This window comes from Rhodopila sp. (genome assembly GCF_965276935.1).
In the GTDB taxonomy this organism is placed as follows: Bacteria; Pseudomonadota; Alphaproteobacteria; order Acetobacterales; family Acetobacteraceae; genus Rhodopila.
This window is the reverse complement of record NZ_CBDIBS010000003.1, coordinates 1211472-1236605: the sequence shown is the minus strand read 5'-3', so window position 1 is coordinate 1236605 and position 25134 is coordinate 1211472. Positions and strand designations below refer to the sequence as shown.

The following is a 25134-nucleotide window of genomic DNA, read 5'->3' as shown; positions in this document are numbered from 1 at the left end:
AGACATCGCTTTATCGCCAGCCGCTCCAATTGTCGCCGTGCCGGCACTAACGTTGCAAAATCGTATAAAAAATCAGGGAGCAAAGTTCATGGCAATGTCCATGGGAACCGCAGACGCAATGCCTTGGTGGAAAGAACCGACCAAGGACCAGTGGATGGCGTGGATCGCTGCCTGGCTGGGTTGGACGCTGGATGCGTTCGACTTCACCATCTTCCTGATGATCATGGTGCCAATCGCCCAGACGTTTCATGTGCCGCTGATCGAGGTGACCGCGGTTTTCACCGTCACGCTCTGGCTGCGTCTGGTCGGTGCCACCGCCTCCGGCTGGCTCGCCGACCGCATCGGCCGCAAGAAACCCTTGATGATTTCCATCGTGTGGTACTCGGCGTGCAACTTCATCGCCGGCTTCTCGCCAAGCTTCCTGTTCTTGTTCATCTTCCGCGCGCTGCTCGGCATCGGCATGGGGGCGGAATGGCCCGCCGGCGCCGCGCTGGCGATGGAGACGTGGCCGATACGCTCACGCGGATTGATGAGCGGCCTTTTGCAAGGGTCATGGGGAATCGGCTTCCTGGCGTCCAGCCTCGCATATGCCTTGCTCTACGATCAAATCGGTTGGCGCGGCCTGCTTTGGATCGGTGTGCTGCCGGCGCTCGCCGTGCTGTGGATCCGCAAGAACGTCAAGGAGCCGGAGGTGTGGGTCAAGAACCGTGCCATCCAGCGCGAGCAGAAACAAGAAGTCCATGTGCCGCTGTTGCGCATCTTTCGCCGCAAGATGATCGGCAACACAATGACCGCGTGCCTGTGGATGGCCAGCGGCTTCGTGGTCTATTACTCAACCTTTGGCATGTTCGCCACGCATCTGCAGCGTGACATGCACTTCAGCCCGGCGCTGGTTGCCTTGCCGGTCGCGCTGTCCAACATCACGGGGTTCGTGGCGAGCGGCTTCTGGGGCTGGATCGCCGACCGGCTAGGCCGCCGCTGGGCGATGATCATGCCAGCCATGATCGGCCTTTTCGTCGTGCCGTTCTATCTGCTCACGTCCGACTATACCCTGACCGTCATCGCGTTCACGGTTCAAGGGTTCTTCTTTGGTGGCATGTATGGACAGAACCCGAGCTACCTGACCGAACGGTTCCCGACCGAGATACGCGCGACCGCGGCGGGTTTTTGCTATCATCAGGGGGCGATCTGGGCTGGCCTCGCGGCACCGATCCTGACCTGGTTCGCCGCCGGCCAGCCAGGTGGCTTCGTGATGCCGATGCTGGTGGCACAGTTCGGCGCGACACTTGTCTTCATCGTCGCCCTGCTGCTGGGACCTGAGACCAAGGGAAAAGCCATGGCGGCGGAGTTGGACGGGGCGCCCCTGGCGGTCGTCCAACACTAACCCGCATGGCACCCGCGGTGCGTTGCGCCGCGGGTGCCGCTTCGGTGCGGCTTGGCTTTCACCTAGTATCGCGCATAACAGAAGCGCAATACGTCGCTATTGGTCTGAAGTATCTGATTCACGCGCCGAAACGTGGCCGCTACGCGTCTCACGCTTCTCTGCGATCAGATACTAGACCACGATCGTTTGCGGTCGACCCTTCTTGCGAGTCCGATCGTGCTCTGGGCTTTTGCTTGATCGCGTGATTGACGCCTTCCGACTGGCCAGCCTCAGGCGATCACGCTTGAACCATCTGGCCCGGCAAGCGTGACGTGCACGGATGATTTGCCATGATGCGTCGGATCACGTACCGAAGAGCATGAGCGATCGTCCGGACCGCTCGCTGTCCGACGTCATAGCAGGCGCACCGTAACCGACCCGTACCTTGATGCACCCATTCAGATCCGCAGCCGGTTTCCGCCGCCGTGAATGATATCTGGCGCGACTTGCTGCATGCGCGGGCGAACATGACGCTGGCGATCGGCCTGGTGCTTGCCATCGGCGTCACGATCCACATCCTGCTGAACAAGCGAGAGGTCGCGTCCGCGGTCGGCTGGATCGGGCTGGTGTGGTTCGCGCCGATCCTCGGGGCGTTCGCCTATCTGGTGTTCGGCATCAATCGGGTGAAGCGCCGCGCCCGCCTGCTGCGTCCACAGGACGGTTCAGGCGGCCAGCCGGGGCGGCCGTTTGCAGGGGTTGGCGACGACCTCGATCCGTTGGCCCGGGGCATCGGCCGCATCACCGCCCGCCGGCTGCTGGCGGGGACCGTGGTGACGGCCTATCAGAACGGCGACGAGGCCTACCCGCCCATGCTGGCGGCGATCGCGGCGGCCTCGGTCAGTGTGGGCCTGTCGTCGTACATCTTCCGGAACGACATCTGGGGCGGCCGCTTTATCGAGGCGCTAACCGAAGCCAAGGCGCGCGGCGTGGCGGTGCGCGTGCTGATCGACGGATTCGGCGGCGGCTGGCTGCTGTCGCGCGCTTATCGTCGGTTGCTGCGAAACGGCGTGACGGCCGCCCGCTTCATGCATTCATCGCTGCCCTGGCGCATGCCGTTCCTCAACCTGCGATCGCACAAGAAAATCCTGCTGGTGGACGGGGTGGTCGGCTTCACCGGCGGCATGAACATCGCGGACGAGAACGTCATGGCCACCCACCCGAAGCAACCGGTGCAGGATCTGCATTTCCGCATCGAGGGCCCGGTCGTCGCGCAGCTTGCCGAGGCTTTCGCGCAAGACTGGGCGTCCGTCAGCAACGAGGATCTGGACGGGGATGCCTGGTCACCCGAGATCGTTCCCCAGGAAGGGCCACCGGCCCGCGTCATCGATTCCGGCCCCGACGAGGATATCGAGAAGGTGGAGTTCGCCGTGCTCCAGGCGGTTGCCTGCGCGCGCACCAGCATCGCCGTCATGACGCCGTACTTCCTGCCCGACGAGCGGCTGGTGACGGCGCTGGCGCTGGCCGCGATGCGCGGCGTCGGCGTCGATCTCGTCATACCGGAGAAGAGCAATCACCGGCTGGTGGATTGGGCGACGCGCGCGAATATCGGGCCGCTGCTGTCCGACGGTCTGCGCATCTGGCGAAGCCCGCCACCATTCCACCATTCCAAGATGATGGTTGTCGACGACGAGTGGTGCCTGATCGGCAGCACCAACTGGGACATACGTTCGTTCCGGCTGAACTTCGAGCTTTGCATGGAGGTCTACGATGGCAAGCTGGCAACGACACTGATGACGCTGATGCGGCGCGCCCGAAACTCGGAGCTGACGCAGGCGGACCTGGATGCCCGCGCGCTGCCGGTGCGGATACGCGACGCGGGTGCCCGACTGATGCTGCCGTATCTATGACCGGACCGGCCTGCCTGAACGCGGTGATCGTGCTGCGGGCGGATGGAACCTGGCTGGCCGCTTCCGGGCCGGCCATGGGGCTGTTCAAGCCGCGTCTGGCCGAGCAGCATCGGCGAACGAGCGCCGTCCGCACGACCGTCGGCGATGCCTGCTGTCCCGTGTGTCGGCGAAAGGCCAGCCATGCGGACGAAATGGTTGCGTTCAGCCATGCGCCGCTCCTATTTAAGGTACGTAATGACCAAACTTATTAGCTGGAACCTGCTCCGCCTGACCGGGGCCTCACGCGACGATGTTGTTCGGCTGATCCGGCGGGAGCATCCGGACCTGCTGCTGATGCAGGAGGCGACCCGGGAGATGGACGGGCTGACACGAAGCGTGGGCGGCCACTACCAGCGGGACCAGATGCCCGGCCGTGTTCATGGCCTTGCTGTCTGGAGCCCGGTGGCATTTCCCACTCAGCCGGTCGTGCTGCCGCTGCAGGCCGGCGCGATGTTCACCCGGATCTGCCAGATTGTCGACTTTGGCTCGATCACGGTTGCCAATGTGCATCTCTCGCATGGCCAGATCCTGAACCGCCGGCAGCTTCGGCGGATCGCCAGGGTGCTGCCCTATCGGACCGCCGTGGTGGGTGACTACAACCTTATCGGGCCGGCGCTGCTGCCCGGCTTTCGGGACGTCGGACCGCGCGAACCGACACACGTGGCGGGTGATATGGTGCCATTACGGATCGATCGGTGCCTGATACGGGGCATCGCCTGTCTGGAAGCCCGCGCCCTGCTGCGGGAGGCATCGGATCACCGGCCGATCGTGGTCAGGCTCGACACGATTGCTCATGTTCGGGCGCCGGAGGCGGTGTCGGCGGTGACGCTGGGTGTTGTTGCGTAACTGGAAATTGGCACAGCGCGGCAAAGCCCGTATTCTGATAGAGGCCTGAGCCCTGCAGCGGCCGGTACGAGGTGGTGGGTCCGGCAATCGATAGGTTGCATACCCGCCAAGCCCGGCATTTTACCATAAAAAGCGCCGGCGCCCTGCCGTCGCACGCGGGAACAGCGATAAGCTATCGCACCGGCAGTCGCTGGTCAGGCGTTGCAGGCGAGGTGCCAGGACATCACATAACGGTCCTGCATCGACATGGCGAAATCATAAATGCCAAGGGGGATGGTCCTTTGAAAAAATTGGTCAACGACCCACGCCACGTTGTGCGCGAGATGCTCGAAGGCCTCGCCGACATCACGCCGGGCATAGCGCTGCTCGACCGTGAGGACGTGGTGATACGCGAGGATCTGCCGGAGCCGGCTCAGCGGCCTGTGGCGGTGATATCAGGCGGCGGCGCCGGGCATGAGCCGGCGCACGCCGGATATGTCGGCGTCGGCATGCTGCACGCGGCGGTGGTTGGCGATGTATTCACCTCGCCATCGGTCGACGCCGTGCTGGCCGCGGTTCAGGCTGTCGCCGGGCCTGCTGGTGTCGTGCTGATCGTGAAGAACTACACCGGCGACCGGCTGAATTTCGGCCTGGCGGCCGAACTGGCGCGGTCCGCCGGAATTCCGGCCGAAATCGTCGTTGTCGCGGACGACGTGGCACTGCGCGGGACCGTCGAGCCGGGCCGGCGGCGCGGCATCGCCGGCACCGTGCTGATCCACAAGATCGCCGGTGCGCTGGCCGAAGCGGGCGCATCGCTGCCGGAGGTCGCCGAGGCGGCGCGCCAGGCGGCTTCGGCGATCGGCTCGATGGGTGTCGCGTTGGGCGCCTGCACCGTGCCCGCTGCCGGCACCGCGGGCTTCAGTCTCGCGGATGACGAGATCGAGCTTGGCCTTGGCATCCATGGGGAACCGGGTGTCCAGCGGACGAAGCTGCAGCCGGCCGATCCGTTGGTCGACCTGATGCTCGACGCGATCCTCGAGGATCGGAGCATCCGCTCGGGTGACGGCGTGGCCCTGCTGGTCAACGGATTGGGGGGCACGCCGCCGATGGAACTGGCGGTGGTCACCCGTCGGGCGCTGACGACGTTGCGCGCGCGAGGGATCACGGTGGAGCGGGTCTGGAGCGGCACATTGCTCAGTGCGCTGGAGATGCCGGGGTGCTCGCTATCGTTGCTGCCGGTGGACCCCGCTAGGCTGGCACACCTGGATGCCGCGACGACAGCGCCTGCGTGGCCTGGAAGCGGCGTGGTGCCGCGGGCACGGGTGATCCGTCCGGCGAGCGTTCCGATTGTCACGCAAGACAGGCGGAACCGGTCGCATGATGAGGCGGGGGCGGCGGTCCTGGCGGGCGCGTTGGCCGGCGCATCGGCGCTGGAAGCGCGGAAGCGGCAGTTGACGGATCTGGACAGTGCCGCCGGCGATGGCGACCTGGGGATCAGCATGGCGCGCGGCGCGGCGGCGATACAGGCATTGTCCGGCAATGGCGCGGCTGATGCGGCCTCCGCCCTGACCCGTGTCGCGGAGACGTTGCGCCGGTCGATCGCCGGCAGCTCCGGCCCGTTCTATGCAGTTGGCCTATTGCGCGCGGCCCAGCATCTTGCCGCAAGCGAGACCCTTGATGCGTCGACATGGGCGACCGCTTTCGAACGCGCCGTCGACGCGGTCGCGGAATTGGGCGGTGCCAGGCCCGGTGACCGTACCATGCTGGACGCGCTGTATCCGGCGGTCGCGGCATTCAAGGCGGCACTTGGGCGGCAAGCGGACGTGGCCGCCGCGTGGGCGGATTGTGTTCAGGCAGCGGAGGCGGGCGCCGCCGCCACAGCGCGGATGCGGCCTCGGCTGGGGCGGGCCAGCTATCTGGGTGACCGGGTCTTGGGCGTGCAGGATGCGGGCGCCGTGGCGGTGACCATCTGGCTTCGCGCGCTTCTGACGGTTGTCGAATAGGATGCTGGCAACAAGGACAACACTCGGGCGACGCGGTGGCAGCCGTCGAGCAGGGCTTGCTCTTGCGCCGCCCTCTCGCCGGGTCGTTCTGGTCGTCGCGGCGGTTGCCTCGACGTTGCTCGCCTGCTGGTTCACGCGGGGCGAGGCCGCGTCGCACGCCATGATCGTCGCGGACGCCGAGTTGACGTGGTTGCTGCACTTCATGACGGCGCTGAAATGCCTGCTGGGTGCCGGCGCGCTTTGGCTGGTGTGCCTGCGGTTCCGTTTCGCGATCTCGTGGCCTTTGGCATCCGCCTATATCGCGGGCGGGATGGTGATGGCGGCCGGACCGGGGGTGATGTGGAACATCGCGCATATCGGCCTGGGTGCCCTGCTGTTCTACGGCGGCCTTGCCAGCTTGTTCATTGTCGCCCGCATCGATGAAGGTGCCAGGTGGGGGTTTGGGAAGCGGCAGGGCCGAGCAGCGGATTGTCCACGATCATAGCAGATACGGAACCCATGGATGCGCCGTGTGCCGCTACATCAGCTTGTCGAGCGTCAGCGGCAGATCCCGAATGCGCTTGCCAGTGGCATTGAAGACGGCGTTCGCAACGGCTGCGCCGGTGCCGGTAATGCCGATCTCGCCGATGCCGTGCGCGCCCATGGGCGTGTGCGGATCGGGGATATCAGTCCAGACCACGTCGATCTCCGGCACGTCCAAATGCACCGGAACATGGTATTCGGCCAGGCTTGGGTTCATGACGCGACCGCGGCGCTCGTCGAACTGGGTTTCCTCCATCAGCGCCATGCCGAGGCCCATGATGATGCCGCCGCGGAATTGGCTGGCTGCCGTTTTGGCGTTAAGGATGCGCCCGCAGTCGAACGAACCCAGAAAGCGGCTGATCCGCGTCTCACCGGTGACGGCATTAACCCGTGCCTCGCAGAACATGCCGCCGTAGGAGTGCATCGACCAGTGCTGCGTCTCCATCGGCGGAGGAGCCGCCGCCTCAACCACCACCTCGTCGCGCTGCGCCCGTGCCAGGATCGACGCATAGCTCTCATGCCGCTCCGGCTCGTCGAGCTTGGCCAGGCCGCCGTCCAGACCACCAACTTCGTCCGCATTAAGCCCGGCGAGCGGCGAGTTGTTCCCCGCGAGCTTTAACAGTTCGGCCACCAGCGCGTGATGCGCCGCGATCACGGCCGCGCCGATTGAGGCGGTCTGCTGCGAGCCGCCGGCCAGCACGGCGCCGGGCATGATCGAATCACCGTAGCCGAAGCTTACCTGGTCCAGCTCCAGCCCGAGCCGCTCGGCAGCGACCTGGGTCTGCGCGGTGGCGGTGCCCATGCCCATCTCGTGCGCGGCGACCTCGACCCGGGCGTGGCCATCCTTCGTGAGGGTGATGCGCGCCGCCCCGCCGGGCATACGGTAATACGGATAGGTCGCGGTGGCGCAGCCCATGCCAATAAGCCACTCGCCCTTCCGGACGGCACCCGGCGACGGGTTGCGCTGGCTCCATCCGAACCGCTCGGCGCCCGCGCGCCATGCCTCCACGATGTGGCGGGAAGAAAACGGCGTGCCCTCGGTCGGGTCCTTCTCCGGCTCGTTGCCGATGCGCAGCTCGATCGGGTCCATGCCGAGTTTCGCGGCCAGCTCGTCCACCGCGCACTCCAGGCCGAAGGTGCCCACCGACTCGCCGGGCGCGCGCATGAAGGTGTTGGCCAGCATGTCCATGTAGGCCACTTCCACGTCGAGCTTGAAGCTGTCGGCGGCATACGCGCCCCGCGTCGGCAGGATGAACGGCTCGGGCATGGCGTTGTGCCGTGTCATCGCCACCGTGCCAGTGTGGATGATGGCGGTGAAGCGGCCGTCCACCTCGGCGCCGATCGCGACCCGCTGCTCGGTGACGGTGCGGCCGCCGACCATCCGATACACGCCCTCGCGCGACAGGGCGATGCGGACGGGGCGGCCGGCGAGCTTGGCTGCCGCCGCGCCGAGCACCTGGTGCTGCCACAGCGTCTTTGAGCCGAAGCCACCGCCCACGTAGGGGGAGGTGACGCGGACCTGCTTCTCGTCAAGCCCGAACACGTTGGCGAGCGACCATGCGGTGTGCACCACCGCCTGGGTGGCGTCGTGCACGATCAGCTCGTCGCCGTTCCATGCCAGCGTCGCCGCGTGCGGCTCGATCGCATTGTGACTGTGGCGGGGTGTGGTGTACTCCGCATCGATCGACACGGGTGAGGCTGCCAGCGCCGCCTCCGCATCGCCGATCTCCGCTTTCAGCGGCTGTCCCATGAACATCCCGGGTTCGGTCCCCTGCGCCTTGGCCTCGGCAAAGGCGGTGATGGCGGGTTCCACCTCGTAGGTCGCACGGATCAGGGATTTGGCGTGGTCGGCCTGTTCCTGGCTCGCGGCCAGCACCACCGCGATCGGCTGGCCGTTCCAGTGGATGCGGTCGTCCTGCATGATCGGCAGGTTGTCGCCGCCCGCTGCCTTTTCGGATGTCAGGAACAGCGGCATTGGCTGCATCCGCGGCGCGTTCCTGTAGGTCATGACCAGGACGACGCCGGGGGCAGCCTCGGCCGCGCCAGTGTCGAGTGCGGCGATGCGGCCCTTGGGCATGGTGCTGAATGCCACTGCCGCGTAGACCATCCCCTGCAGCGGGAACTCCGCCGCGAACTTCGCCTTGCCCTGAACCTTGAGCGGGCCGTCGATGCGCGAGATGGGTGCGCCGATCAGGCCGTGCTTGTTGCGGATCAGCGGGTCGGGCTTGCCGCCGGGCAGCCAGCTATCCGGCGCCAGCTCAATGGCCTTCTTCATCACGGTCTGTGCGGCGCCTTGCGCGGCGGCCTTGGCGTTTTCCACAATGCTCATGCGGCTTCTCCAGCCAGGTCGCCGAGAACGGCGGTGATGGTGCGTTTGGCGAGTTCGATCTTGAACCCGTTGTGACGAAGCGGCGCGGCGTCCGCGAGTTCCGCCTCGGCCGCGGCGCGGAACGCCTGCACGGTAGCCGGGCCGCCCCGCAGCGCATCCTCCGCCTTGCGGGCGCGCCAGGGCTTGTGTGCGACGCCGCCCAGCGCCAGCCGGATGTCCTTGACCGTGCCTGCCTCCAGCTCCAGCACGGCCGCCACCGAGACCAGCGCGAAGGCGTAGCTCGCCCGGTCGCGCACCTTGCGGTAGGTGGAGCGTGCCCCAACCGGCAGCGCCGGCAGCTCGACCGCGGTAATCAGCTCTTTGGGTTCCAGCTCCGTCTCCACGTCGGGATGGCCACCGGGCAGGCGATGCAGCTCAGTCAGCTTCAGGCTCCGCGTGCCGCCGGCCCCTTGCAGGTGCACCGTGGCGTCGAGCGCGGCCAGCGCGACGCACATGTCGGACGGGTGGGTGGCCACGCAGGCGGGCGAGGCGCCGAGGATCGCGTGGATGCGGTTGAACCCGTCCACCGCGTCGCAGCCCTGGCCGGGATTGCGCTTGTTACAGCGCGACCCGTCATCGTCGTAGAAGTAGGTGCAGCGGGTGCGCTGCAGGATGTTGCCGCTCACCGTTGCCATGTTGCGGATCTGCGCCGAGGCGCCGGCCAGGATCGCACGCGCGAGCACCGGGTAGCGGCTACGCACTGCACGGTGCTCGGCCAGCGCCGTGTTACGCGCCGCAGCACCAATCAGCAGGCTGCCGTCCTCGCGCTCCTCGATGCTGGAGGAGAGGCCTGTTACGTCCACCAGCGCGGACGGCCGCTCGATCGTCTCGCGCAACAGGTCCACCAGGTTGGTGCCGCCGCCGAGGTACTTCGCCTGGTCCATTCCGCCGAGCCGCACCGCGTCGGCGGCGTCGGTGGCCCGCACGTAGCTGAAGGGAGTCATTCCGCCGCCTCCGCGTAGGTCTCGGAAATCGCGGCGATGATCCCATTATGCGCGCCGCAGCGGCACAGATTACCGCTCATGCGTTCGCGCACCTCCTCGCGCGTGACAACGACCGCATCCGAGCAAAGATCGGCGGTGACCGCGCTCGGCATCCCACGCTCCAGCTCCGCCGCCATGCCGACAGCCGAACAGATCTGGCCGGGCGTACAGTAGCCGCACTGGAAGCCGTCGTGCTCGATAAATGCCTGCTGCAACGGGTGCAGCCCGCTCTCGCCATTCAGCCCTTCGATGGTGGTGACGCTGCGCCCCTCGTACTGCACCGCGAGGGCCAGGCAGGACACGATGCGCTCGCCATCGACCAGCACGGTGCAGGCGCCGCACGCGCCCTGGTTGCAGCCTTTCTTGGTCCCGTGCAGGTGCAGCGTCTCGCGCAGGTGGTCGAGCAGCGACACGCGCGGGTCAGCCGGCACGGCGGTTTCATTTCCGTTGATCCGTATCGCCACGGCGTCTGTTCCTCTCAGCCTATGTGTGTTCAACGCCAGCGCGCCACAGTAGGTTCAGCACGCCTTCGTACTAATTTAGCTGGTGGAAGATTGTCGGCACACTCTCCTCCGGCGTAGACTGGCCTCGACCGGCTTAGAGCTCTCCGCGTGCCGCCAATGCCTTGATCCGGTCGGCCGTGCGCATGGCGATCGCGGTGATGGTGAGCGACGGGTTGACCCCGCCCGTGGTCGGAAAGATCGAGCCGTCGCAGACCCACAGGTTGGGGATGTCCCATGTCCGGCAGTCGGAGTTCACCACGCTGGTGCGCGGGTCGTCGCCCATGCGCGCGGTGCCGGCGAGGTGGTTGGTGTCGTTCTCCTGCCGGAAGATGTTGCCTGCGCCCACGGCTTCCAAGCTGGTCTGCATCTGACCGAGCGCGTGCTGGATCAGCGCCTTGTCGTTGTCGCTCCAGCTATAGGTCACCCGGGCGACGCGCAGACCATACTGATCCTTCTCCTGGTCCAAGGTCACCGTGTTGCGCTCGTCTGGCAGCATCTCGCCAACCATCTTGAGTCCGACCTGATGGTTGTACTTCTCCATCTCGTCGATCAGCGCCTGGCCCCACAGCCCGCGTGATCCGGTCTGCACCGTCACCCACTCGACCGGCAGCGGTCCCTGCGCCATCCAGCAGTAGCCGCCGGCAAAATCCTTCCGGTCGTCGTAGTTCCAGTGCTCGGTGATGGAGAGGGAAGGCGGACCCTTGTTCCAGCGCACCTCCTGCTGCATCGTGCCGAACACCGCCTGATTGGACTGCGTCATCAGGTTCTTGCCGACCAGGCCGGAGCTGTTCGCCAGGCCGTCGGGATAGCGGTCGGTGGCGGAGGCCAGCAGCAAACGCGGCGTCTCGATCGCGTAGCCCGCCACCACGACGTTGCGGGCGCGCTGGAACCGCCAGCGGCCGTCACGGTAGTAATGCACGCCGGTGGCGCGCCCGGCTTCGTTCACCTCGATCCGTCCGACCATCGCCAGGTCGCGGATCTCGGCGCCCGCCGCCAGCGCGCGCGGGATGAATGTTACCAGTTGGCTCTGTTTCGCGTTGGTGGAGCAGCCGAAGCGGCAGAACCCGCGATAGACGCAGGGCGGCGAGTGCCCGTGCGGGGCGGACACGGTGGCCAGCGGCGTGGGCGTCCACTTGATGCCCATCGCCTCGGCGCCGCGGGCCAGCAGTTCCGCGGCACCGTTCAGCTCGTGCGAGCGATAAGGGTAGCGCGGCCGCTTGGGTCCCCAGGGGTAGTTCACCGGTCCCGAGATGCTGAGCGCCCGTTCCGCCTTGGTGTAGTAGTCCCACATCTCCCGCCAATCCAGCGGCCAGTCTGCACCGTAGCCCAGCGCGCTGCGGGACTTGAACCATTCCGGCCTGAAGCGCAGCGAGACCATGGCGAAATGCACGGTGCTGCCGCCCACCGCCTTGCCGCTGTTCTTGCCGCCCATGACCATCGGGTTGGCGCCGTCCACCACCCGCTGATCGGTCCAATAGAGCTTGTTCTGCTCGGTTTCGTCGGAGGCGAAATCCTCCAGTGGCCGGAACCAGGGTCCGGCGTCGAATCCCACGACGGAGAAGCCAGCCTCGGCCAGGCCGGCGATCAAGGGACCGCCGCCCGCACCCGTCCCGACGATGACGAAATCGACGGTGTCGTCCTCGCTGAACTGGCGCATCGGCACCCAGGCGCCGCGCTTGAAGACGTCGGGCGCGCGGCCATGGGCGCCCCGCGGCGCGGCGAACGGATCGGTCGAGTCCACGACGTTATCAACCGACACGCTGATTCTCACGCCGAACGCGCGCTTCCTCTCCGGGCTTTGCTTCCGCCGCTTCCCAAGGGTCTCGCCGGTCCAGTTGCATGCGCACGTAGCCACGGGGACTGGCCGGGCCGCCAAAGCCGATCTCGTTCCAGGCAACCGGGTGAGCATAGTAGGCATGAGTTATGTCGGCGATGACGCGGTGCTCGAAGAACGGCTTGCAAGGCATTCCCTGCCAGGCATCGGCCTGCAACTCGCCTTTCTGCATGCGTCGCAGCAGATCGTCCTGCGCGTCCGGCGGCAGGCTGTGGAAGCGGCCGCCGTGGGCGTCCCGTGCCTCCTGATCCAGCGCGGCGAGGCCGCGTTTCCAGGCTTCGCCCTGGTCCGGCAACGCGGCGTAGCGATAGCCATCCATGTGCTTTTCGGTGATCTTCGCATCGACGTAGGCAGGCAGCGGGATCGGCGGTCGGTCGGACGGCTGCGGCATGATGCGGTCGCACACCGCGCCCAGCGTCTCCCACTCATTCACGTTGAAGAAGCGCGGCTCGCGCGGCACCGCGAGGCGCCGCTGAACCACCTGCCGCGTGATCGGGTTCCACGATTGTGACCACTGCTTGTTCATCACGTCATAGTCGGGATAACGGTCAGTCATCGGGGTGGTCCTCCATCAATCCCAGCGCGGCCAAACCGGCGAGGGCAAGTCCGGTGAAGCTGGGCGGTGCCGGGATTGGCGGTCCGTTCAGCAGGTTTTGGCTCCAGTTGCGCCACCCTCCCATGTTGCGGGCGACGCCCATCGCATGGAATCCGGCACCGGCGTATCCCATCACGGCGGTGAGGCGCAGCCATATGCGGGTCGCGCGCCGGGGCCGGCCGATCTTGCCGACGGCGGCATTGCCGAGCACGGCGGCGGTGATGGGCGGGATGCTGACGGGCAGGAACATGAACGGGTCGTGATAGGCGCCGCGGAAGTGCAGCAGCCCGGCTTCTCCAACCGTGCCCAGCAGACCGATGCTGGTTGCCGCCGCCACGGCGCGGCCGGCGGACAACCCGGCGATGGTCGGCGACACGCCCGGCGTGGTGTCGCGCACCCGTTCAGCGAGGAACCCCATCGCACCGGACAGGATCAGCGCTGCGGGGGCACCGATCGGCGCGGAGTAGAACAGGTTCTGCCAGCTTACCCCGCCCGGCTTCTTGGTGATGTTGAACAGGTGGAACCCGGTGCCGACCAGTCCGGTCAGACCGGCGGCGGCATAGATGGTGTCCCGTACCCGGTGCGGCGACGGCCGGCGGTCGGTGTGCCCATGCGCGCTGGCCGCCAGCGACAGGGACGCCGTCACCAGCGGCGCGAACATCGCCTTGTTGTGGAACGAGCCGCGATAGTGCTCGACCGCGCTGTCCGCCAGCACCGATGTGGCGATGACGCCGGCGGCGCGGTTCAGCCGCCGGGCGGCGCGCACCGCCGCGCCTGGGTCGATTTGCTGAACCGCGGCGGCGGGAGCGGCCACCGCGGCCCGCGTGGCAGGTAATCGAGCCAAGGTCTTCGCGGCCCTATCGCGGGCGGCGGGGATCGAGGCCGATGTTTTCGCCGTCACATCGCCGGCGGCAGGTAGGCGGATCAACGGCTTCACGGCAGCGGAAGCGTGGGACGCGGATCCGCGGGCCAATGCGCCCGCCGCCAAGCCCAACAGGACCAGGCCCGGCACCGTGAGGTCCGTCGTCTTCGTCATTGTCCCCCGCCTGGCGCCACGGCGAACCGCTCGGCATCCTGTTGCTTCAACATAAGGCCAAGTCCCGGCCGGGTCGGATCAGGCGAAATGCCGCCGGCGTGCGGCACCGGCGCGCCGTCGAACAGCGTGTGCTCGATACGGACATGATCGTGAAACCACTCGCAGTGCCGGAAGCGCGGCGCGGCGCACCCAAGATGCCGGTGCAGCGCCGGGGCGCAATGGGCGGACAGGTCGACGTGGAACGCCTCGCATACGGCGGCCGCCTGCAGGAAGCCGGTGACGCCGCCGCAGCGGGTGGCGTCGGCCTGCTGCACGTCCACCGCCTCGGCGGCGAGCATCCGGCGGAAATAATCCAGCTCGTAGCCATACTCGCCCGCCGCCACCTCCATCGGTGACGGCACGTGATCCCGCACCCAGCGCAAGCCGGTGAGGTCGTCGGAGGAGACCGGCTCCTCGAACCACTTCACGTCCTGCTCGGTGGCGAAGATGTGGGCCAGGTGCTGCGCCTGCTTGATGCTGTAGGCGCCGTTGGCGTCCACGAACAGGTCGGCGGCGGAGCCGATCGCCGCCTTTGCCGCCGCGACACGGGCCGGATCGCGCGCCGGTTCGTTGCCGATCTTCATCTTGACCCAGCGGCAGCCGTCCCGCTCCACCCAGCCGAGGAGCTGCTCGGTCAACTGGCTGTCGTCGTAGCTGGTGAAGCCGCCGCTGCCATAGATCGGGACCACATGGCGATAGCAGCCGAGAAGGCTGGCAAGCGGCAGATCCAGCAGCCTGGCCTTGAGGTCCCACAGCGCCGTGTCCACCGCCGAGATCGCCGTCGCCGCCATTCCGGCTCGGCCGAGGTTGCGGACCGCGACCTGCATGGCCCGCCAGGCGGCAGGCGGGTCCATGGCATCGTAGCCGGCGAGGACGTCCGCCAATTTGCCGGCCACCAATCCCGCCACTGGCGCATCTGCGTAGGTATAGCCAATGCCACGGTGTCCGCCGGCTTCGGCGTGAACCACGACGATGGTCGTCGCATTCCACGACGCCGTCCCGTCCGCCTCCGGCAAGTCCGTGGGGATGGTGTAGGCCCGCGCCTGCACCCTTCCCACACACACATCCGCAGCCATGGATCAGCTCTTGCCGCCGGGCAGCACGCTGGCCAGCATTTCCTTGGCGCTGTTCTTCAGGACACTGCCGAGTTCAGGTTCGCTCGCCATCATGGTGGTGAAGTTCTTGGCGTCCTTCAGGGTGATGTGCGGCGGCAGCGGCGGCACGTTGGGATCGGTGTAGATATTGAGGATGACCGGCCGGTCGGCCGCCAGCGCCTCGTCCCAGGCGGCGCCGACCTTTTCCGGGTCGCGCACCACGATGCCCTTCAGGCCGAGCAGTTCTGCATAGGTGTGGTATGCCATGTCGGGGATCGCCTGGGTCGACTCGGTCTTGCCGGTGCCGAGCTGCACCCGTTCTTCCCAGGTAACCTGGTTCAGGTCCTGGTTGTTCAGCACCATGACGATCAGATGCGGGTTCGACCACTCCCTCCAGTATTTGGAAATGGTGATCATGACGTTCAGGCCGTTCATCTGCATCGCGCCGTCGCCGATGAAGGCGATCACGGTGCGCTCGGGGAACGCCATCTTGGCGGCCATCGCATAGGGGGTCGCGGCGCCGAGGGAGGCTAGGCTGCCGGACAGCGAGCCCTTCATGCCGCGCCGCATCTTGATGTCGCGGCCATACCAGTTGGCGACCGAGCCGCTGTCGCCGGTCAGAATGCAATTATCCGGCAGCCGCGGCGAAAGCTCCCAGAACACACGCTGCGGGTTGATCGGGTCGGCGGACTGCATGGCACGCTCTTCCAGCGTCTTCCACCACGTCGTGATGTTCTTCTCGATCCCCTGCCGCCAGCTATCGGCGGTCTTCTGTTGCAGCATCGGCAACAGCGCGCGCAACGTGGTGGCGCTGTCGCCGACCATGTTGATCTCCATCGGATAGCGCAGGCTGAGCATGGCGCCATCGATGTCGATCTGCACGCCGCGCGCACTGCCGGGCTTGGGCAGGAATTCACTGTAGGGGAAGGCTGAACCCACCATCAGGAAGGTGTCGCAATCCTGCATCAGGTCCCAGGACGGCTTGGTGCCCAGCAGGCCGATGCCGCCGGTCACGAACGGCAGGTCGTCCGGCAGCGCGGCCTTGCCGAGCAGCGCCTTGGCGACGCCGGCCTGGAGCTTTTCGGCGACCGCGATGACTTCATCAGTGGCGCTGAGCGCACCCGCGCCGACCAGGATCGCCACCTTCTTGCCGGCGTTCAACACCTCGGCGGCCTGGCGCAGCAAGCCTTCCGCCGGCAGCAGGGCAGGGCCGGCATAGCCAACGCCGGTATGGGTTGTGCCGTGCACCAGCGGGGGATCCTCATAGGCAAGCCCTTGCAGGTCGTTGGGCAGGATCACGCAGGTCACGGTCCGCTTGGCGCTGGCGATGCGCACCGCGCGGTCGATCAGGTGGCGCACCTGGGACGGCACGCTGGCCATCGCGACGAAATCCGAGGCGACGTCCTTGAACAGCGACTGAAGGTCGACTTCCTGCTGGTAATGCGCGCCGAGCGCGGAGCGGGCTTGCTGGCCGACGATCGCCACCACCGGTACGTGGTCCATCTTGGCGTCGTACAGGCCGGTCAGCAGGTGGATGGCGCCTGGCCCGGAAGTCGCATAGCACAGCCCGACCTCGCCGGTGAACTTGGCGTGCGCCGAGGCCATGAAGGCGGCCATCTCCTCGTGCCGCACCTGGACATATTCCATTTTGTCCTTGGCGTGCTCCAGCGCCACATCGAGGCCACCGACGCCATCGCCTGGATAGCCGAAGACCCGCTTGATGCCCCACTCGTTCAGTCGGTGCCATACAAAGTCGCTGACGTTCATGGCCATGATATTCTCCTCACGCGGTTCGAGGGCAACGCGGCCCATGGTGTCTTGTTCCTGATCCGCATGGCCCGCCCAAGCATCTGTGATAGACGAGGGGCCTGTCGTGCCGCGGGATGGCGCGTTGGCCTGTGATCGGACCAGGAGAGCTGCATGGACATCGAGCTTGTTCTTGACGCACACGCCATAATCGCTGAATCGCCCACCTGGGTGGCGGAGGAAAACGCTGTCTACTGGATCGACGTCAAGGCGCCCGCGCTGCACCGGCTTGATCTCGCGACGCGGGTGGACCGGGAATGGCGGCTTGCGTCCGACGTCGGCGCCTTCGCCCTGATCGCCGGGCGGCATGAAGCGCTGGTGGCGTTGCGCCACGGGCTGTTCCGGCTTGATCTCGCGACAGGCGCGCTGGTGCTTGAGGTGCCGCCGCCGTTCGATCCTGCCCGGCACCGGTTCAACGAGGGCGCGTGCGACAGCACCGGGCGGTTCTGGGTTGGAACCATGTTCGATCCCATGCCGGACGTGGAATGCAATCCTGAGCGGTCAGGCATGAGCAGCTTCACCTTGTCCGGCGGCTTGCGACCTGAACCGGACGCGGCGGAGCTGCACAACGGCATGGCATGGAGCCGCGATGAGGCGACGTTCTATCTGTCGCACAGCCAGCAGCAGGCGGTGTTTGCCTTCCCGTACGACCGCGTCCATGGGTCGCTGGGGTCGCGGCGTGCTTTTGTGACGATCCCAGCCGAACTAGGCCTGCCGGATGGCGCCGCCGTCGACGCGGCGGGCGGCTACTGGTGTGCGCTGCACGGAAGCGGGCGGCTGCATCGCTACCGCCCGGACGGCACGCTCGACCGGGAAATCATGCTGCCGGTCAGCCAGCCGACGATGTGCGCGTTCGTCGGTGCGGACCTCGACATGATGATGGTGACGACCGCGTCGGACAAGCTGAGCCCGCGGCAGCTTGCGGAGCAGCCGCATGCGGGCGGCCTGTTCTGCTTTCGGCCCAGTGTTCGGGGCATTCCGCGGCATTACCAACTAAAATGACGTAGCCGCCGCGATCTTGCTGGGCTTTGCGTTCCCAGCGCCCGGTCGCGGCAATCCCCATTCGGGCGTGCAATTACGTTCAGGTGTGTGCTGGCAACGCTGGCAGGGCCCCGCCGTTAGGTCGCTACACAGTCAGGGGAGAATTCCATGCAGTTGCAGGGAAAGGTGGCACTTATCACGGGTGCGGATTCTGGGATTGGTCAGGCAACCGCATTGGCATTCGCGCAGGCGGGTGCAGACGTATGCATCACCTACCACACTGACGCCGAAGGCGCGCAGGAGACCAAGCGTCGGATCGAGGATGCAGGGCGCCGCGCCGTCGTGGTCCAGTGCGACATAACCGACAAGCGCAGCGTCGATGCCGCGTTCGATCGCACCGTCGCCGCGTTCGGCACGCCGGACCTGCTCATCGCCAACGCCGGCACGGGCATGAGTGGAATGCCGGTGGCCGAGATGGACGACGACAAGCTGATGCAGGTGCTGCGGACGGACCTGGTTGGCCCACTGTTCTGTGCCCGCAGGTTCGTGAAGCTGCGCCAGGCGGCCGGTGGCAAGGGCCGGCTGATCTTCACCGGCTCGGTCGCCGGGCACCTGCCGGCGCCGGGCAGCGCGCCCTATGGGATGGCCAAGGCCGGCATCAACTCGCTGGTGCGCAGCCTGTCGCGGGAGGTGGCCAAGGACCGGATCAACGTCAATGCCATCGCGCCCGGCCTGATCGCGACGCCGATGACGCAGCAGCGGCTGGACGACCCGGCCGCGCGCGACCACAGCATGCAGGCGATCCCTTGGGGCCGTCCCGGCCGCCCGGAGGAGATCGCCGGCCTTGCGGTGTTCCTGGCATCGGACGCGGCGGACTACGTCACCGGCCAGACCCTGGTGATGGACGGCGGGCTGACGATGAACTGGGGCGGGGCCTGACACCGCACCCGACTGGCGTTCTGGCCGCGCTGCATCCCCTTGTGTCATGGTCGGGCTTGGTTCGGCCACCCACGACTTGCGGTGCCAAACCAAGCCAAAGTCGTGGGTCACCAGGCCAAGCCCGGTGATGACACAACGGGAAATGCGCCATCCCGTGGCTTCGATCTACTTCACCCGATTGCCTTGGCAGTTCGCCACCTGATGGCGCCTGAAGGTCAAGGGCGGGTTCAGCTTCTCGTGGCACGGCGGCGGCTTTCCTGTTACGGAACGGAGTCACGTCAGGGAGAAGGCGGTGAAAGGCTCGAAGCGGTTTGGCCAAGCAGGTTCCGCTGTCGTGATCTGGGTTCTGCTGGCTGGGTTCTACCTGCTGTTCGCCGGACAGATCAGCATGACCGAGATCATCGCCGGGGTGCCGGCCACGACCGCGGCGGCGGCTGTCGCGGTCCTGCTGCATCGAGCCCGATCGCGACGGCTGCGGTTTCGCGCGCCCTGGTTGCATGTGGTTGGCCGGCCGCTTGCCGCATTGTTGCCGAACGCGGTACAGGTTGCCGGCGTGCTGCTGCATGCGCTGTGGCGGCGACCGGACGGTCCGGTGGGCGTCGTCGCCCGCCAGCCGTTTCGTCAGGGCGAAGGCCATGCCGACGATGCGGGACGGCGCGGCCAGGCCGACGATGCGGGATGGCGCGGCCAAGCCGACGATGCGGGACGGCGCGGCCTGGTCACGCTGGGCATTTCGCTCGCGCCGAACGGTTACGTGCTGAGCATCCCAAAGGGCCAGGACGTGCTGGTGATGCACCGCCTGGTTTCGGCACCCCCAAGCCCTGACCGGCAATGGCCGGCGTGACATCCTGGATGCTGGCGCTCGTGGCGCTGCTGCCGGCCTTCGCGATTCCCGCGGTCGCCGCATGCCACGGCGGCACGGCTGGGCGGCTGGTCGCTGTCCAACTCGCCACCTCGGTCGCCACGCTGATGCTGATCCTGATGACCTTCGCATTCGATCAAAGTGCGTTCATCGATCTGGCGCTGACGCTGGCGCTGCTCACGCTGCCAGGCACGTTGATCATCACGCTGTTCCTTGAGCGATGGCTTTGATGACTTTCGCGATCCAGGGGTTGCTGGTGGTCATCGTGCTGGCCGTCTGGCTAGGCTGCGTCGGCTTCATGCGGCTGAGATCGCCGCTGGACAGGATGCACTGCGTGGCGTTCGTCAACACGACAGCCGGCACCGCCCTGGTTCTTGCGGCGTTCCTGAGCGACGGGATCTCGGTCCGCGCGCTCAAGATCCTGCTGATCATCGGCATCAGCCTGCTGGCCGGCGCGGCGATGTCGCATGCGGTCGGACGCGCGCTTGTGCTGCGGGGTTCGGCACCGGAGGCCGCGGCGTCCGGGGCTGAAGCAAGCATTGGGAAGAGCCCATGAGCCTGCTGATCACGCTGCTGTTTCTGCTGACGGCGGTGACCGGCACCGGCGTTGCCCTGTCGCGGACGCCGCGCCGGCAGGTGATGGCGATGGCGGCGAACGGGCTGGTGCTGGCGCTGCTGTTCATGGCCCTGCAGGCGCCGGATGTGGCCTTCTCGGAGTTGACCGTCGGCACCGTGGCATTGCCGTTGCTGTTCCTCGTCGTGCTCGCGAGCATGCGCATGGATCGCCGCGCCAAGCGGCCGGACGCCGAATGAGCCCGCGCATCCGGCTGCTGGTCTTCCTGCTCGCCTGCGTCTGCCTGGTCCCGGCGGTGTTTCATGTTGCCGATCGCATGCCGGTGTTCGGCGCCCATCCCCTACCGTATGGCGATGCGATCAACGCGGCGGGGACGCGGGAGCGTCACGTCACCAACATGGTCAGCGCGGTGAATTTCGACTATCGCGGCTTCGACACGTTGGGCGAGGAGTTCATGCTGCTGTGTGCCGTCACCGGCACCACCATGCTGCTGCGCGGCAGCCGGGGCGAGCACATCACCGCTCGCCCCGGGCAGGTCGAGGGGCGGCCGATCCCGGCCCGCAGCGACGCAATCGTCTTGATCTGCCGCATGCTCGCCGGACTGACCGTGCTGTTCGGCCTCTATGTCGCCCTGCATGCGATGACCACGCCCGGCGGGGGTTTTCAGGGCGGCGTCATTGTCGCCTGCGGAACAATGCTGTTCTTCCTTGGCGAGGGCTACCGCGGCTGGCGCAGGCTGATGCGCTCGGAGTTCCTGGATGCCTGCGAAGGCGGCGGTGCCACGCTCTATGCGCTATGTGGCTTCGCCTCGATGGCGGCGGGGGCGCCGTTCCTGGGCAACATCCTGCCGCTGGGTTCGGCGCGCGACGTGTTCTCGGGTGGCCTCATGCTGGTCGAGAATGCCGGTGTCGCCTTCGCCGTGGCGGGAGGCTTCGCGGTGCTCTTCCTGGAGTTCCTCGAGGAGACACGGATCGAACAGGACGGGAATGGGCGATGACCACGCTGGCCAGCCTGGTTCCCTGGATCGTCGCCGCCTGGCTGTTGGGGATCGGCCTCTATGCCATCATCACCAGCCGCAACTATGTCCACCTGATCGGCTGCCTGTCGGTGGTGCAGTCCTCGACCTATGTGCTGCTGCTGGCCGCCGGGTATCGAAAGGGGGCCGCGGCGCCGATCTTCTATACGCATCCGCCCGGCACGCCGGCGGTTGATCCGGTGGTGCAGGCGCTGGTGCTGACCGACATCGTGATTGGCGCCACGATCACGGCGCTGCTGCTCGCGCTGGTGCTGCAACTGCACAAGCAGCGCGGCACGATCGATCCGGAAAAGCTGCGGCCACTGCAACCGTGATCGACCTGCTGCCGCCCCTGCCGGTCGCGGGTCCGCTGGCGATCGCCGGCCTTCTGCTGGCGTTCGGTCGGGTATTGCCGAGCCGCGTGCCCGATGTTGTGGCCGTGCTGACCGCGCTGGGCAGTGCGGCGATCTGCGTGGTCATGGCGATGCACGCGGGCGAGCATCCGCTGATCTACTGGTTCGGTGGATGGACGCCACGCACCGGCCAGGCGCTCGGCATCAGCTTCGTCGTCGATCAGGCCGGCGCCGCCTTCGCGGCCTTCATCGGTCTGCTGTTCGCCGCCACCCTGGTGTTCGCCTGGGGCTACTTCGACGAGGTGCAGGCGCATTTCCATGTGCTGATGCTGCTGTTCATGGCGGGAATGACAGGCTTCTGCCTGACCCACGACCTGTTCAACCTGTTCGTGTGGTTCGAGGTCATGAGCGTCGCCGCCTTCGCCGTCACCGGCTACGCGCTGCGGCCCTCGGCGCTGGAGGGGGCGCTGACCTTCACCGTGGTCAATACGATCGGCAGCTACCTGATCCTGGGCGGGATCGGGCTGATCTATGCACAGGTGGGCGCACTGGACTTCGCCGCGCTTGAGAGGGGTGTGGCAGCCGCGCCCGGCGATGCCGTGATCACGGCGTCCTTCGTCTTGTTGGCGACAGGTCTGCTGATCAAGGCGGCGCAGGTGCCGTTCCAGTTCTGGCTGTCGGATGCCCATGCGGTGGCACCGAGTCCGGTCTCGGTGATCTTCTCCGGGGCGATGGTATCCATTGGACTCTATGGCGTCGCCAAGCTGACGTGGGCGGTGTTCGCACCCTCGGACGTGGTGCTGCACGTCGTTCGCACGCTGCTGCTGGGGATGGGGGTGGCGAGCGCGATCGTGGGCGGGGTGATGGCGGTGGTCCAGCGGCACGTGAAGCGGCTGCTGGCGTTCTCCACCATCTCGCATACCGGCATCATGCTGATCGGGCTGGCGCTGCTGAACCGCGAGGGGCTGTCCGGCATGCTGGTCTACATGGCCGGGCACGGGCTGGTGAAGGGCGCGCTGTTCATGGTGGCGGGCATCCTGATGGCGAGCTGCGGCGGCATCGACGAGATCGGCCTGCGCGGCAAGGGGCGCGACATCTGGCCGGCTGGCGTGGCGATGGCGGCGGGCGGATTGCTGCTGGCGGGCCTGCCGATCGGGCTGATGGACAAGGGGACGGATTTGATCGAGGCGGCCGGACATGAGGCGGGCAAGGGTTGGGTCATGATCGCGGTGACGGTGGGCGCCGCTTGCACCGGCGGCGCGGTGCTGCGGGTCACCGGGCGCGTGTTCCTCGGGCTGGGACAGGTTCCCGGCGAGGAGGAACGTTCGCCGACCGAGGAAGAGCAGGAGAAGGCCGACCGGCCGCTGTGGCTGATGCTGGCGCCGACGGTCCTGCTGCTGGTGCTCGCGTTGCCCGAGGCCGAGGCGGCCGGCGATTACGCCATGCGGGCCGCGACCAGCTTCATGCATCCGGATGTCGAGGCCATACTGGGGTTGCGCGCGGCGAACACGGGGACAGTCCCGCTGGTCCCGTCACACGATTCCGGCGGTTCATGGATGCCTTGGGTTTCGGTGGCGCTGGCTGTTGCGATCGCGGCGTTCGAGCTGACGCGGCGGCGCCTGCCCGAGCGGCCGGTTGTCTGGGTCGACCGGATCACGACGCCCGTGCTGAACGCGCTGAGCACGATCCACAGCGGGTTGATCGGGGATTACGTCACGTGGGTGATGGTGGGGTTGGCGCTGTTCGGGGTAGTCTTCGCGTTCAGCTAGATGACAGCGTGATAAAGAGATGGAGATACGATGTTGTCGCGGCTCGATGCTTGACGGTTACCGAGGCAGCGACGTTCGCGTGGAACAGCCGCGTGCGGCAACGGCTTAACCCGTTCCGTCTACGTATTTCCTGTGTGACGCGGCTCTGGGACCGCGTGTCGTCGAAAAGGAGGAGCGCATGCCTGCCTATCTGCTTGTTCAGATCAAGATCACTCGCGAAGAGGGGTGGCCCGAATACCGGGCGGCGGTGGGACCGCTCGCGCAACGGTTCGGCGGCCGCTATGTCGTGCGCGGCGCCAAGCTTGAGGTGCTGGAGGGTTCGCACGACGGGCGGAGCCTCGTGGTTTTCGAGTTTCCATCGATGGAGGCGATCCACAGCTTCTGGGACTCGCCGGAGTATGCCGAGGTGAAAAAGCTGCGCGAGGGTTCGGCCGAGCTTGACGTGTGGGCGGTGCCGGGGGTGTGAGGCGAGAAGGCAAGTGCGGCGAAGGGAATGGCAAAATTCATTACTCCATAGTAGCAGCCGCTTTTACGCAACTTGACGGACCTAACTATCCATAGTTCCGCGGTGAACATGTTTGGCCTGAGGTATGGTCGGAAATGTCAGCGGGGCCACGACCGACGATGATGAACTCTATGTTCATGCTGGAGCCCTATAATGGCAACTACCAGGCAAGTACGGCATGGTTGTGCTGCCGCACATGCGGCGAGCATGTTGACATGTTGGTCACATGCGTTGAGATTACCCAAATGGCGGTCATGATACAAATCCGTAATGTGCCGGATGCGTTGCATCGTCAGCTCAAATCGCGTGCGGCGCTGGCGGGTATGTCGCTCTCCGACTACCTGCTCAACGAGATGCGCCAGGTGGCCGAGCGACCGACGCTTGATGACTTGCGGGCGCGTTTGGAACGGCGTTCGGGAACGGCCCTGTCAGTGGAACCAGCACAGGCCGTCCGCGCTGAACGCGACCGCCGATGATCGTCATCGACGCTTCAGCGGTGCTCGAAGCGCTGCTTCGCACGCCAGCAGCCAAAGCGGTGGAGAAGTGGCTATTCGATCCGTTGCAGACGTTGCACGCGCCTTATTTGCTGGACGTTGAAGTCGCGCAGGTGGTTCGCCGGTATGCTGCGAATGGTGAGATCGATGCGAAGCGCGGTCGCGCGGCTCTCGCTGACCTCGTGGAACTCCCGTTGCGCCGATATCCACACGACTTCCTTTTGCCGCGAGTTTGGGATCTGCGGAACAATCTTACGGCGTATGACGCGGTCTACGTCGCCCTCGCCGAAGCGCTCGACGCTACGCTGCTCACCCGCGACAAACGTCTCGCCGCTGCGCCGGGCCATCATGCGCGAGTCGAGTTGGTGTAAAGGCATCGGTCTGTAGCCCGGCCCCGAAAGCGCCTTATTCAATAACTGTCGGCGCCGGGACGGACTGGCGGGTCCTAAACCATGATCGTTCGAGGTTGCATTATCACCAGCAGCCGATCATGGTCTAGCGCTCTGCTTGATCGCATGATTCACGCCTTCTGACCAATCAGCCACAGGCGATCACGCTCTAGACTGGCGGAGAGGGAGGGATTCGAACCCTCGGAACGCTTGCGCGCTCAACGGTTTTCGAGACCGCCCCGATCGACCGCTCCGGCACCTCTCCGTTCCAGCATGCGCGTCGGCGGCGTGACGTAGCCGGTCGCTTGGCAACACGCAAGCCTTACCGAAACGGGG

Annotated in this window: 26 protein-coding genes and 1 tRNA gene; 18 read left to right on the top strand and 9 right to left on the bottom strand. The window is 66.5% G+C overall.

Annotated elements, in window-relative coordinates; all coding sequences use genetic code 11:
- Window positions 1-100 precede the first annotated feature (100 nt).
- From ACQY4S_RS13520 to ACQY4S_RS13495, 6 genes are all read left to right on the top strand, one after another.
- Window positions 101-1384: an MFS transporter gene (locus ACQY4S_RS13520; RefSeq protein ID WP_428485717.1), complete on the top strand. Its 1284-nt coding sequence runs from the start codon at window positions 101-103 to the stop codon at window positions 1382-1384.
- Between the two features lie 464 nt (window positions 1385-1848).
- On the top strand, window positions 1849-3270 hold the full coding sequence (locus tag ACQY4S_RS13515) for a phospholipase D-like domain-containing protein (RefSeq protein WP_428485716.1): 1422 nt from the start codon (window positions 1849-1851) through the stop codon (window positions 3268-3270).
- The gene (locus tag ACQY4S_RS13510) at window positions 3267-3521 is read left to right on the top strand and encodes a hypothetical protein (protein WP_428485715.1); all 255 of its coding nucleotides are present in this window, start codon (window positions 3267-3269) and stop codon (window positions 3519-3521) included. The genes ACQY4S_RS13515 and ACQY4S_RS13510 overlap by 4 nt, the downstream gene beginning before the upstream one ends.
- Window positions 3505-4155: an endonuclease/exonuclease/phosphatase family protein gene (locus ACQY4S_RS13505; protein ID WP_428485714.1), complete on the top strand. Its 651-nt coding sequence runs from the start codon at window positions 3505-3507 to the stop codon at window positions 4153-4155. Before ACQY4S_RS13510 ends, ACQY4S_RS13505 begins: the two co-directional genes overlap by 17 nt.
- Window positions 4156-4436: 281 nt before the next feature.
- Window positions 4437-6137, top strand: coding sequence for a dihydroxyacetone kinase family protein (locus ACQY4S_RS13500; protein ID WP_428485713.1), 1701 nt, complete (start codon window positions 4437-4439; stop codon window positions 6135-6137).
- 1 nt (window position 6138) lies between these two features.
- On the top strand, window positions 6139-6621 hold the full coding sequence (locus tag ACQY4S_RS13495; RefSeq protein WP_428485712.1) for a hypothetical protein: 483 nt from the start codon (window positions 6139-6141) through the stop codon (window positions 6619-6621).
- Between the two features lie 33 nt (window positions 6622-6654).
- Here the strand turns inward: ACQY4S_RS13495 and ACQY4S_RS13490 are convergent, their stop codons facing one another.
- The 8 genes from ACQY4S_RS13490 to ACQY4S_RS13455 all read right to left on the bottom strand — a co-directional run bounded on the left by ACQY4S_RS13490 (window position 6655) and on the right by ACQY4S_RS13455 (window position 16878).
- Window positions 6655-8988 (bottom strand): xanthine dehydrogenase family protein molybdopterin-binding subunit, encoded by a 2334-nt coding sequence (locus tag ACQY4S_RS13490; RefSeq protein WP_428485711.1) that lies wholly within the window; start codon window positions 8986-8988, stop codon window positions 6655-6657.
- Window positions 8985-9971, bottom strand: coding sequence for an FAD binding domain-containing protein (locus tag ACQY4S_RS13485; RefSeq protein WP_428485710.1), 987 nt, complete (start codon window positions 9969-9971; stop codon window positions 8985-8987). The genes ACQY4S_RS13490 and ACQY4S_RS13485 overlap by 4 nt, the downstream gene beginning before the upstream one ends.
- Complete coding sequence (locus tag ACQY4S_RS13480) at window positions 9968-10474, bottom strand: 2Fe-2S iron-sulfur cluster-binding protein (RefSeq protein ID WP_428485709.1); 507 nt, start codon at window positions 10472-10474, stop codon at window positions 9968-9970. The genes ACQY4S_RS13485 and ACQY4S_RS13480 overlap by 4 nt, the downstream gene beginning before the upstream one ends.
- A gap of 133 nt (window positions 10475-10607) precedes the next feature.
- Entirely contained in the window at window positions 10608-12272 is a 1665-nt protein-coding gene (locus tag ACQY4S_RS13475) for a GMC family oxidoreductase (protein ID WP_428485708.1), read from the bottom strand.
- On the bottom strand, window positions 12262-12903 hold the full coding sequence (locus ACQY4S_RS13470) for a gluconate 2-dehydrogenase subunit 3 family protein (RefSeq protein WP_428485707.1): 642 nt from the start codon (window positions 12901-12903) through the stop codon (window positions 12262-12264). Before ACQY4S_RS13470 ends, ACQY4S_RS13475 begins: the two co-directional genes overlap by 11 nt.
- A complete protein-coding gene (locus ACQY4S_RS13465; RefSeq protein WP_428485706.1) occupies window positions 12896-13978 on the bottom strand; it encodes a hypothetical protein in 1083 nt (360 codons plus the stop codon). Before ACQY4S_RS13465 ends, ACQY4S_RS13470 begins: the two co-directional genes overlap by 8 nt.
- Window positions 13975-15093 (bottom strand): enolase C-terminal domain-like protein, encoded by a 1119-nt coding sequence (locus ACQY4S_RS13460; protein WP_428485705.1) that lies wholly within the window; start codon window positions 15091-15093, stop codon window positions 13975-13977. Before ACQY4S_RS13460 ends, ACQY4S_RS13465 begins: the two co-directional genes overlap by 4 nt.
- Window positions 15094-15096: 3 nt before the next feature.
- Window positions 15097-16878, bottom strand: coding sequence for a thiamine pyrophosphate-requiring protein (locus ACQY4S_RS13455; protein WP_428486276.1), 1782 nt, complete (start codon window positions 16876-16878; stop codon window positions 15097-15099).
- Between the two features lie 153 nt (window positions 16879-17031).
- On the opposite strand from ACQY4S_RS13455, the gene ACQY4S_RS13450 reads away from it, so the two are divergent.
- From ACQY4S_RS13450 to ACQY4S_RS13395, 12 genes are all read left to right on the top strand, one after another.
- Window positions 17032-17919, top strand: coding sequence for an SMP-30/gluconolactonase/LRE family protein (locus ACQY4S_RS13450; RefSeq protein ID WP_428485704.1), 888 nt, complete (start codon window positions 17032-17034; stop codon window positions 17917-17919).
- 147 nt (window positions 17920-18066) lie between these two features.
- Window positions 18067-18837, top strand: coding sequence for an SDR family NAD(P)-dependent oxidoreductase (locus ACQY4S_RS13445; protein WP_428485703.1), 771 nt, complete (start codon window positions 18067-18069; stop codon window positions 18835-18837).
- A 334-nt stretch (window positions 18838-19171) separates the two neighbouring features.
- Window positions 19172-19681 carry a hypothetical protein gene (locus ACQY4S_RS13440; RefSeq protein WP_428485702.1) on the top strand — a complete coding sequence of 170 codons (510 nt, stop codon included), beginning with the start codon at window positions 19172-19174 and terminating at the stop codon, window positions 19679-19681.
- Complete coding sequence (locus ACQY4S_RS13435; RefSeq protein ID WP_428485701.1) at window positions 19678-19929, top strand: monovalent cation/H+ antiporter complex subunit F; 252 nt, start codon at window positions 19678-19680, stop codon at window positions 19927-19929. The genes ACQY4S_RS13440 and ACQY4S_RS13435 overlap by 4 nt, the downstream gene beginning before the upstream one ends.
- Window positions 19929-20255 (top strand): monovalent cation/H(+) antiporter subunit G, encoded by a 327-nt coding sequence (locus tag ACQY4S_RS13430; RefSeq protein WP_428485700.1) that lies wholly within the window; start codon window positions 19929-19931, stop codon window positions 20253-20255. The genes ACQY4S_RS13435 and ACQY4S_RS13430 overlap by 1 nt, the downstream gene beginning before the upstream one ends.
- Window positions 20252-20512, top strand: coding sequence for a Na(+)/H(+) antiporter subunit B (locus tag ACQY4S_RS13425; protein WP_428485699.1), 261 nt, complete (start codon window positions 20252-20254; stop codon window positions 20510-20512). The genes ACQY4S_RS13430 and ACQY4S_RS13425 overlap by 4 nt, the downstream gene beginning before the upstream one ends.
- Window positions 20509-21270, top strand: coding sequence for an MnhB domain-containing protein (locus ACQY4S_RS13420; protein ID WP_428485698.1), 762 nt, complete (start codon window positions 20509-20511; stop codon window positions 21268-21270). The genes ACQY4S_RS13425 and ACQY4S_RS13420 overlap by 4 nt, the downstream gene beginning before the upstream one ends.
- Complete coding sequence (locus ACQY4S_RS13415) at window positions 21267-21623, top strand: sodium:proton antiporter (protein ID WP_428485697.1); 357 nt, start codon at window positions 21267-21269, stop codon at window positions 21621-21623. The genes ACQY4S_RS13420 and ACQY4S_RS13415 overlap by 4 nt, the downstream gene beginning before the upstream one ends.
- The gene (locus tag ACQY4S_RS13410) at window positions 21620-23410 is read left to right on the top strand and encodes a complex I subunit 5 family protein (RefSeq protein WP_428485696.1); all 1791 of its coding nucleotides are present in this window, start codon (window positions 21620-21622) and stop codon (window positions 23408-23410) included. Before ACQY4S_RS13415 ends, ACQY4S_RS13410 begins: the two co-directional genes overlap by 4 nt.
- Before the next feature lie 178 nt (window positions 23411-23588).
- Window positions 23589-23876: a DUF1330 domain-containing protein gene (locus ACQY4S_RS13405; RefSeq protein WP_428485695.1), complete on the top strand. Its 288-nt coding sequence runs from the start codon at window positions 23589-23591 to the stop codon at window positions 23874-23876.
- 176 nt (window positions 23877-24052) lie between these two features.
- The gene (locus ACQY4S_RS13400; RefSeq protein WP_428485694.1) at window positions 24053-24391 is read left to right on the top strand and encodes a FitA-like ribbon-helix-helix domain-containing protein; all 339 of its coding nucleotides are present in this window, start codon (window positions 24053-24055) and stop codon (window positions 24389-24391) included.
- Window positions 24388-24780 carry a type II toxin-antitoxin system VapC family toxin gene (locus ACQY4S_RS13395; protein WP_428485693.1) on the top strand — a complete coding sequence of 131 codons (393 nt, stop codon included), beginning with the start codon at window positions 24388-24390 and terminating at the stop codon, window positions 24778-24780. Before ACQY4S_RS13400 ends, ACQY4S_RS13395 begins: the two co-directional genes overlap by 4 nt.
- A 193-nt stretch (window positions 24781-24973) precedes the next feature.
- On the opposite strand, the gene ACQY4S_RS13390 is transcribed toward ACQY4S_RS13395, so the two are convergent.
- Window positions 24974-25063, bottom strand: a tRNA-Ser gene (locus ACQY4S_RS13390).
- Window positions 25064-25134: the final 71 nt, after the last annotated feature.

Excerpts from the sequence above, each read along its gene's own strand:
- ACQY4S_RS13445 (WP_428485703.1), top strand. The coding sequence starts at position 18,067 with ATGCAGTTGCAGGGAAAGGTGGCACTTATCACGGGTGCGGATTCTGGG.
- ACQY4S_RS13455 (WP_428486276.1), bottom strand. The coding sequence starts at position 16,878 with ATGAACGTCAGCGACTTTGTATGGCACCGACTGAACGAGTGGGGCATC.
- ACQY4S_RS13400 (WP_428485694.1), top strand. The coding sequence starts at position 24,053 with ATGCTGGAGCCCTATAATGGCAACTACCAGGCAAGTACGGCATGGTTG.
- ACQY4S_RS13490 (WP_428485711.1), bottom strand. The coding sequence starts at position 8,988 with ATGAGCATTGTGGAAAACGCCAAGGCCGCCGCGCAAGGCGCCGCACAG.
- ACQY4S_RS13450 (WP_428485704.1), top strand. The coding sequence starts at position 17,032 with ATGGACATCGAGCTTGTTCTTGACGCACACGCCATAATCGCTGAATCG.
- ACQY4S_RS13520 (WP_428485717.1), top strand. The coding sequence starts at position 101 with ATGGGAACCGCAGACGCAATGCCTTGGTGGAAAGAACCGACCAAGGAC.
- ACQY4S_RS13430 (WP_428485700.1), top strand. The coding sequence starts at position 19,929 with ATGACTTTCGCGATCCAGGGGTTGCTGGTGGTCATCGTGCTGGCCGTC.
- ACQY4S_RS13425 (WP_428485699.1), top strand. The coding sequence starts at position 20,252 with ATGAGCCTGCTGATCACGCTGCTGTTTCTGCTGACGGCGGTGACCGGC.
- ACQY4S_RS13415 (WP_428485697.1), top strand. The coding sequence starts at position 21,267 with ATGACCACGCTGGCCAGCCTGGTTCCCTGGATCGTCGCCGCCTGGCTG.
- ACQY4S_RS13420 (WP_428485698.1), top strand. The coding sequence starts at position 20,509 with ATGAGCCCGCGCATCCGGCTGCTGGTCTTCCTGCTCGCCTGCGTCTGC.
- ACQY4S_RS13465 (WP_428485706.1), bottom strand. The coding sequence starts at position 13,978 with ATGACGAAGACGACGGACCTCACGGTGCCGGGCCTGGTCCTGTTGGGC.
- ACQY4S_RS13510 (WP_428485715.1), top strand. The coding sequence starts at position 3,267 with ATGACCGGACCGGCCTGCCTGAACGCGGTGATCGTGCTGCGGGCGGAT.
- ACQY4S_RS13460 (WP_428485705.1), bottom strand. The coding sequence starts at position 15,093 with ATGGCTGCGGATGTGTGTGTGGGAAGGGTGCAGGCGCGGGCCTACACC.
- ACQY4S_RS13495 (WP_428485712.1), top strand. The coding sequence starts at position 6,139 with ATGCTGGCAACAAGGACAACACTCGGGCGACGCGGTGGCAGCCGTCGA.
- ACQY4S_RS13405 (WP_428485695.1), top strand. The coding sequence starts at position 23,589 with ATGCCTGCCTATCTGCTTGTTCAGATCAAGATCACTCGCGAAGAGGGG.
- ACQY4S_RS13485 (WP_428485710.1), bottom strand. The coding sequence starts at position 9,971 with ATGACTCCCTTCAGCTACGTGCGGGCCACCGACGCCGCCGACGCGGTG.
- ACQY4S_RS13505 (WP_428485714.1), top strand. The coding sequence starts at position 3,505 with ATGACCAAACTTATTAGCTGGAACCTGCTCCGCCTGACCGGGGCCTCA.
- ACQY4S_RS13470 (WP_428485707.1), bottom strand. The coding sequence starts at position 12,903 with ATGACTGACCGTTATCCCGACTATGACGTGATGAACAAGCAGTGGTCA.
- ACQY4S_RS13395 (WP_428485693.1), top strand. The coding sequence starts at position 24,388 with ATGATCGTCATCGACGCTTCAGCGGTGCTCGAAGCGCTGCTTCGCACG.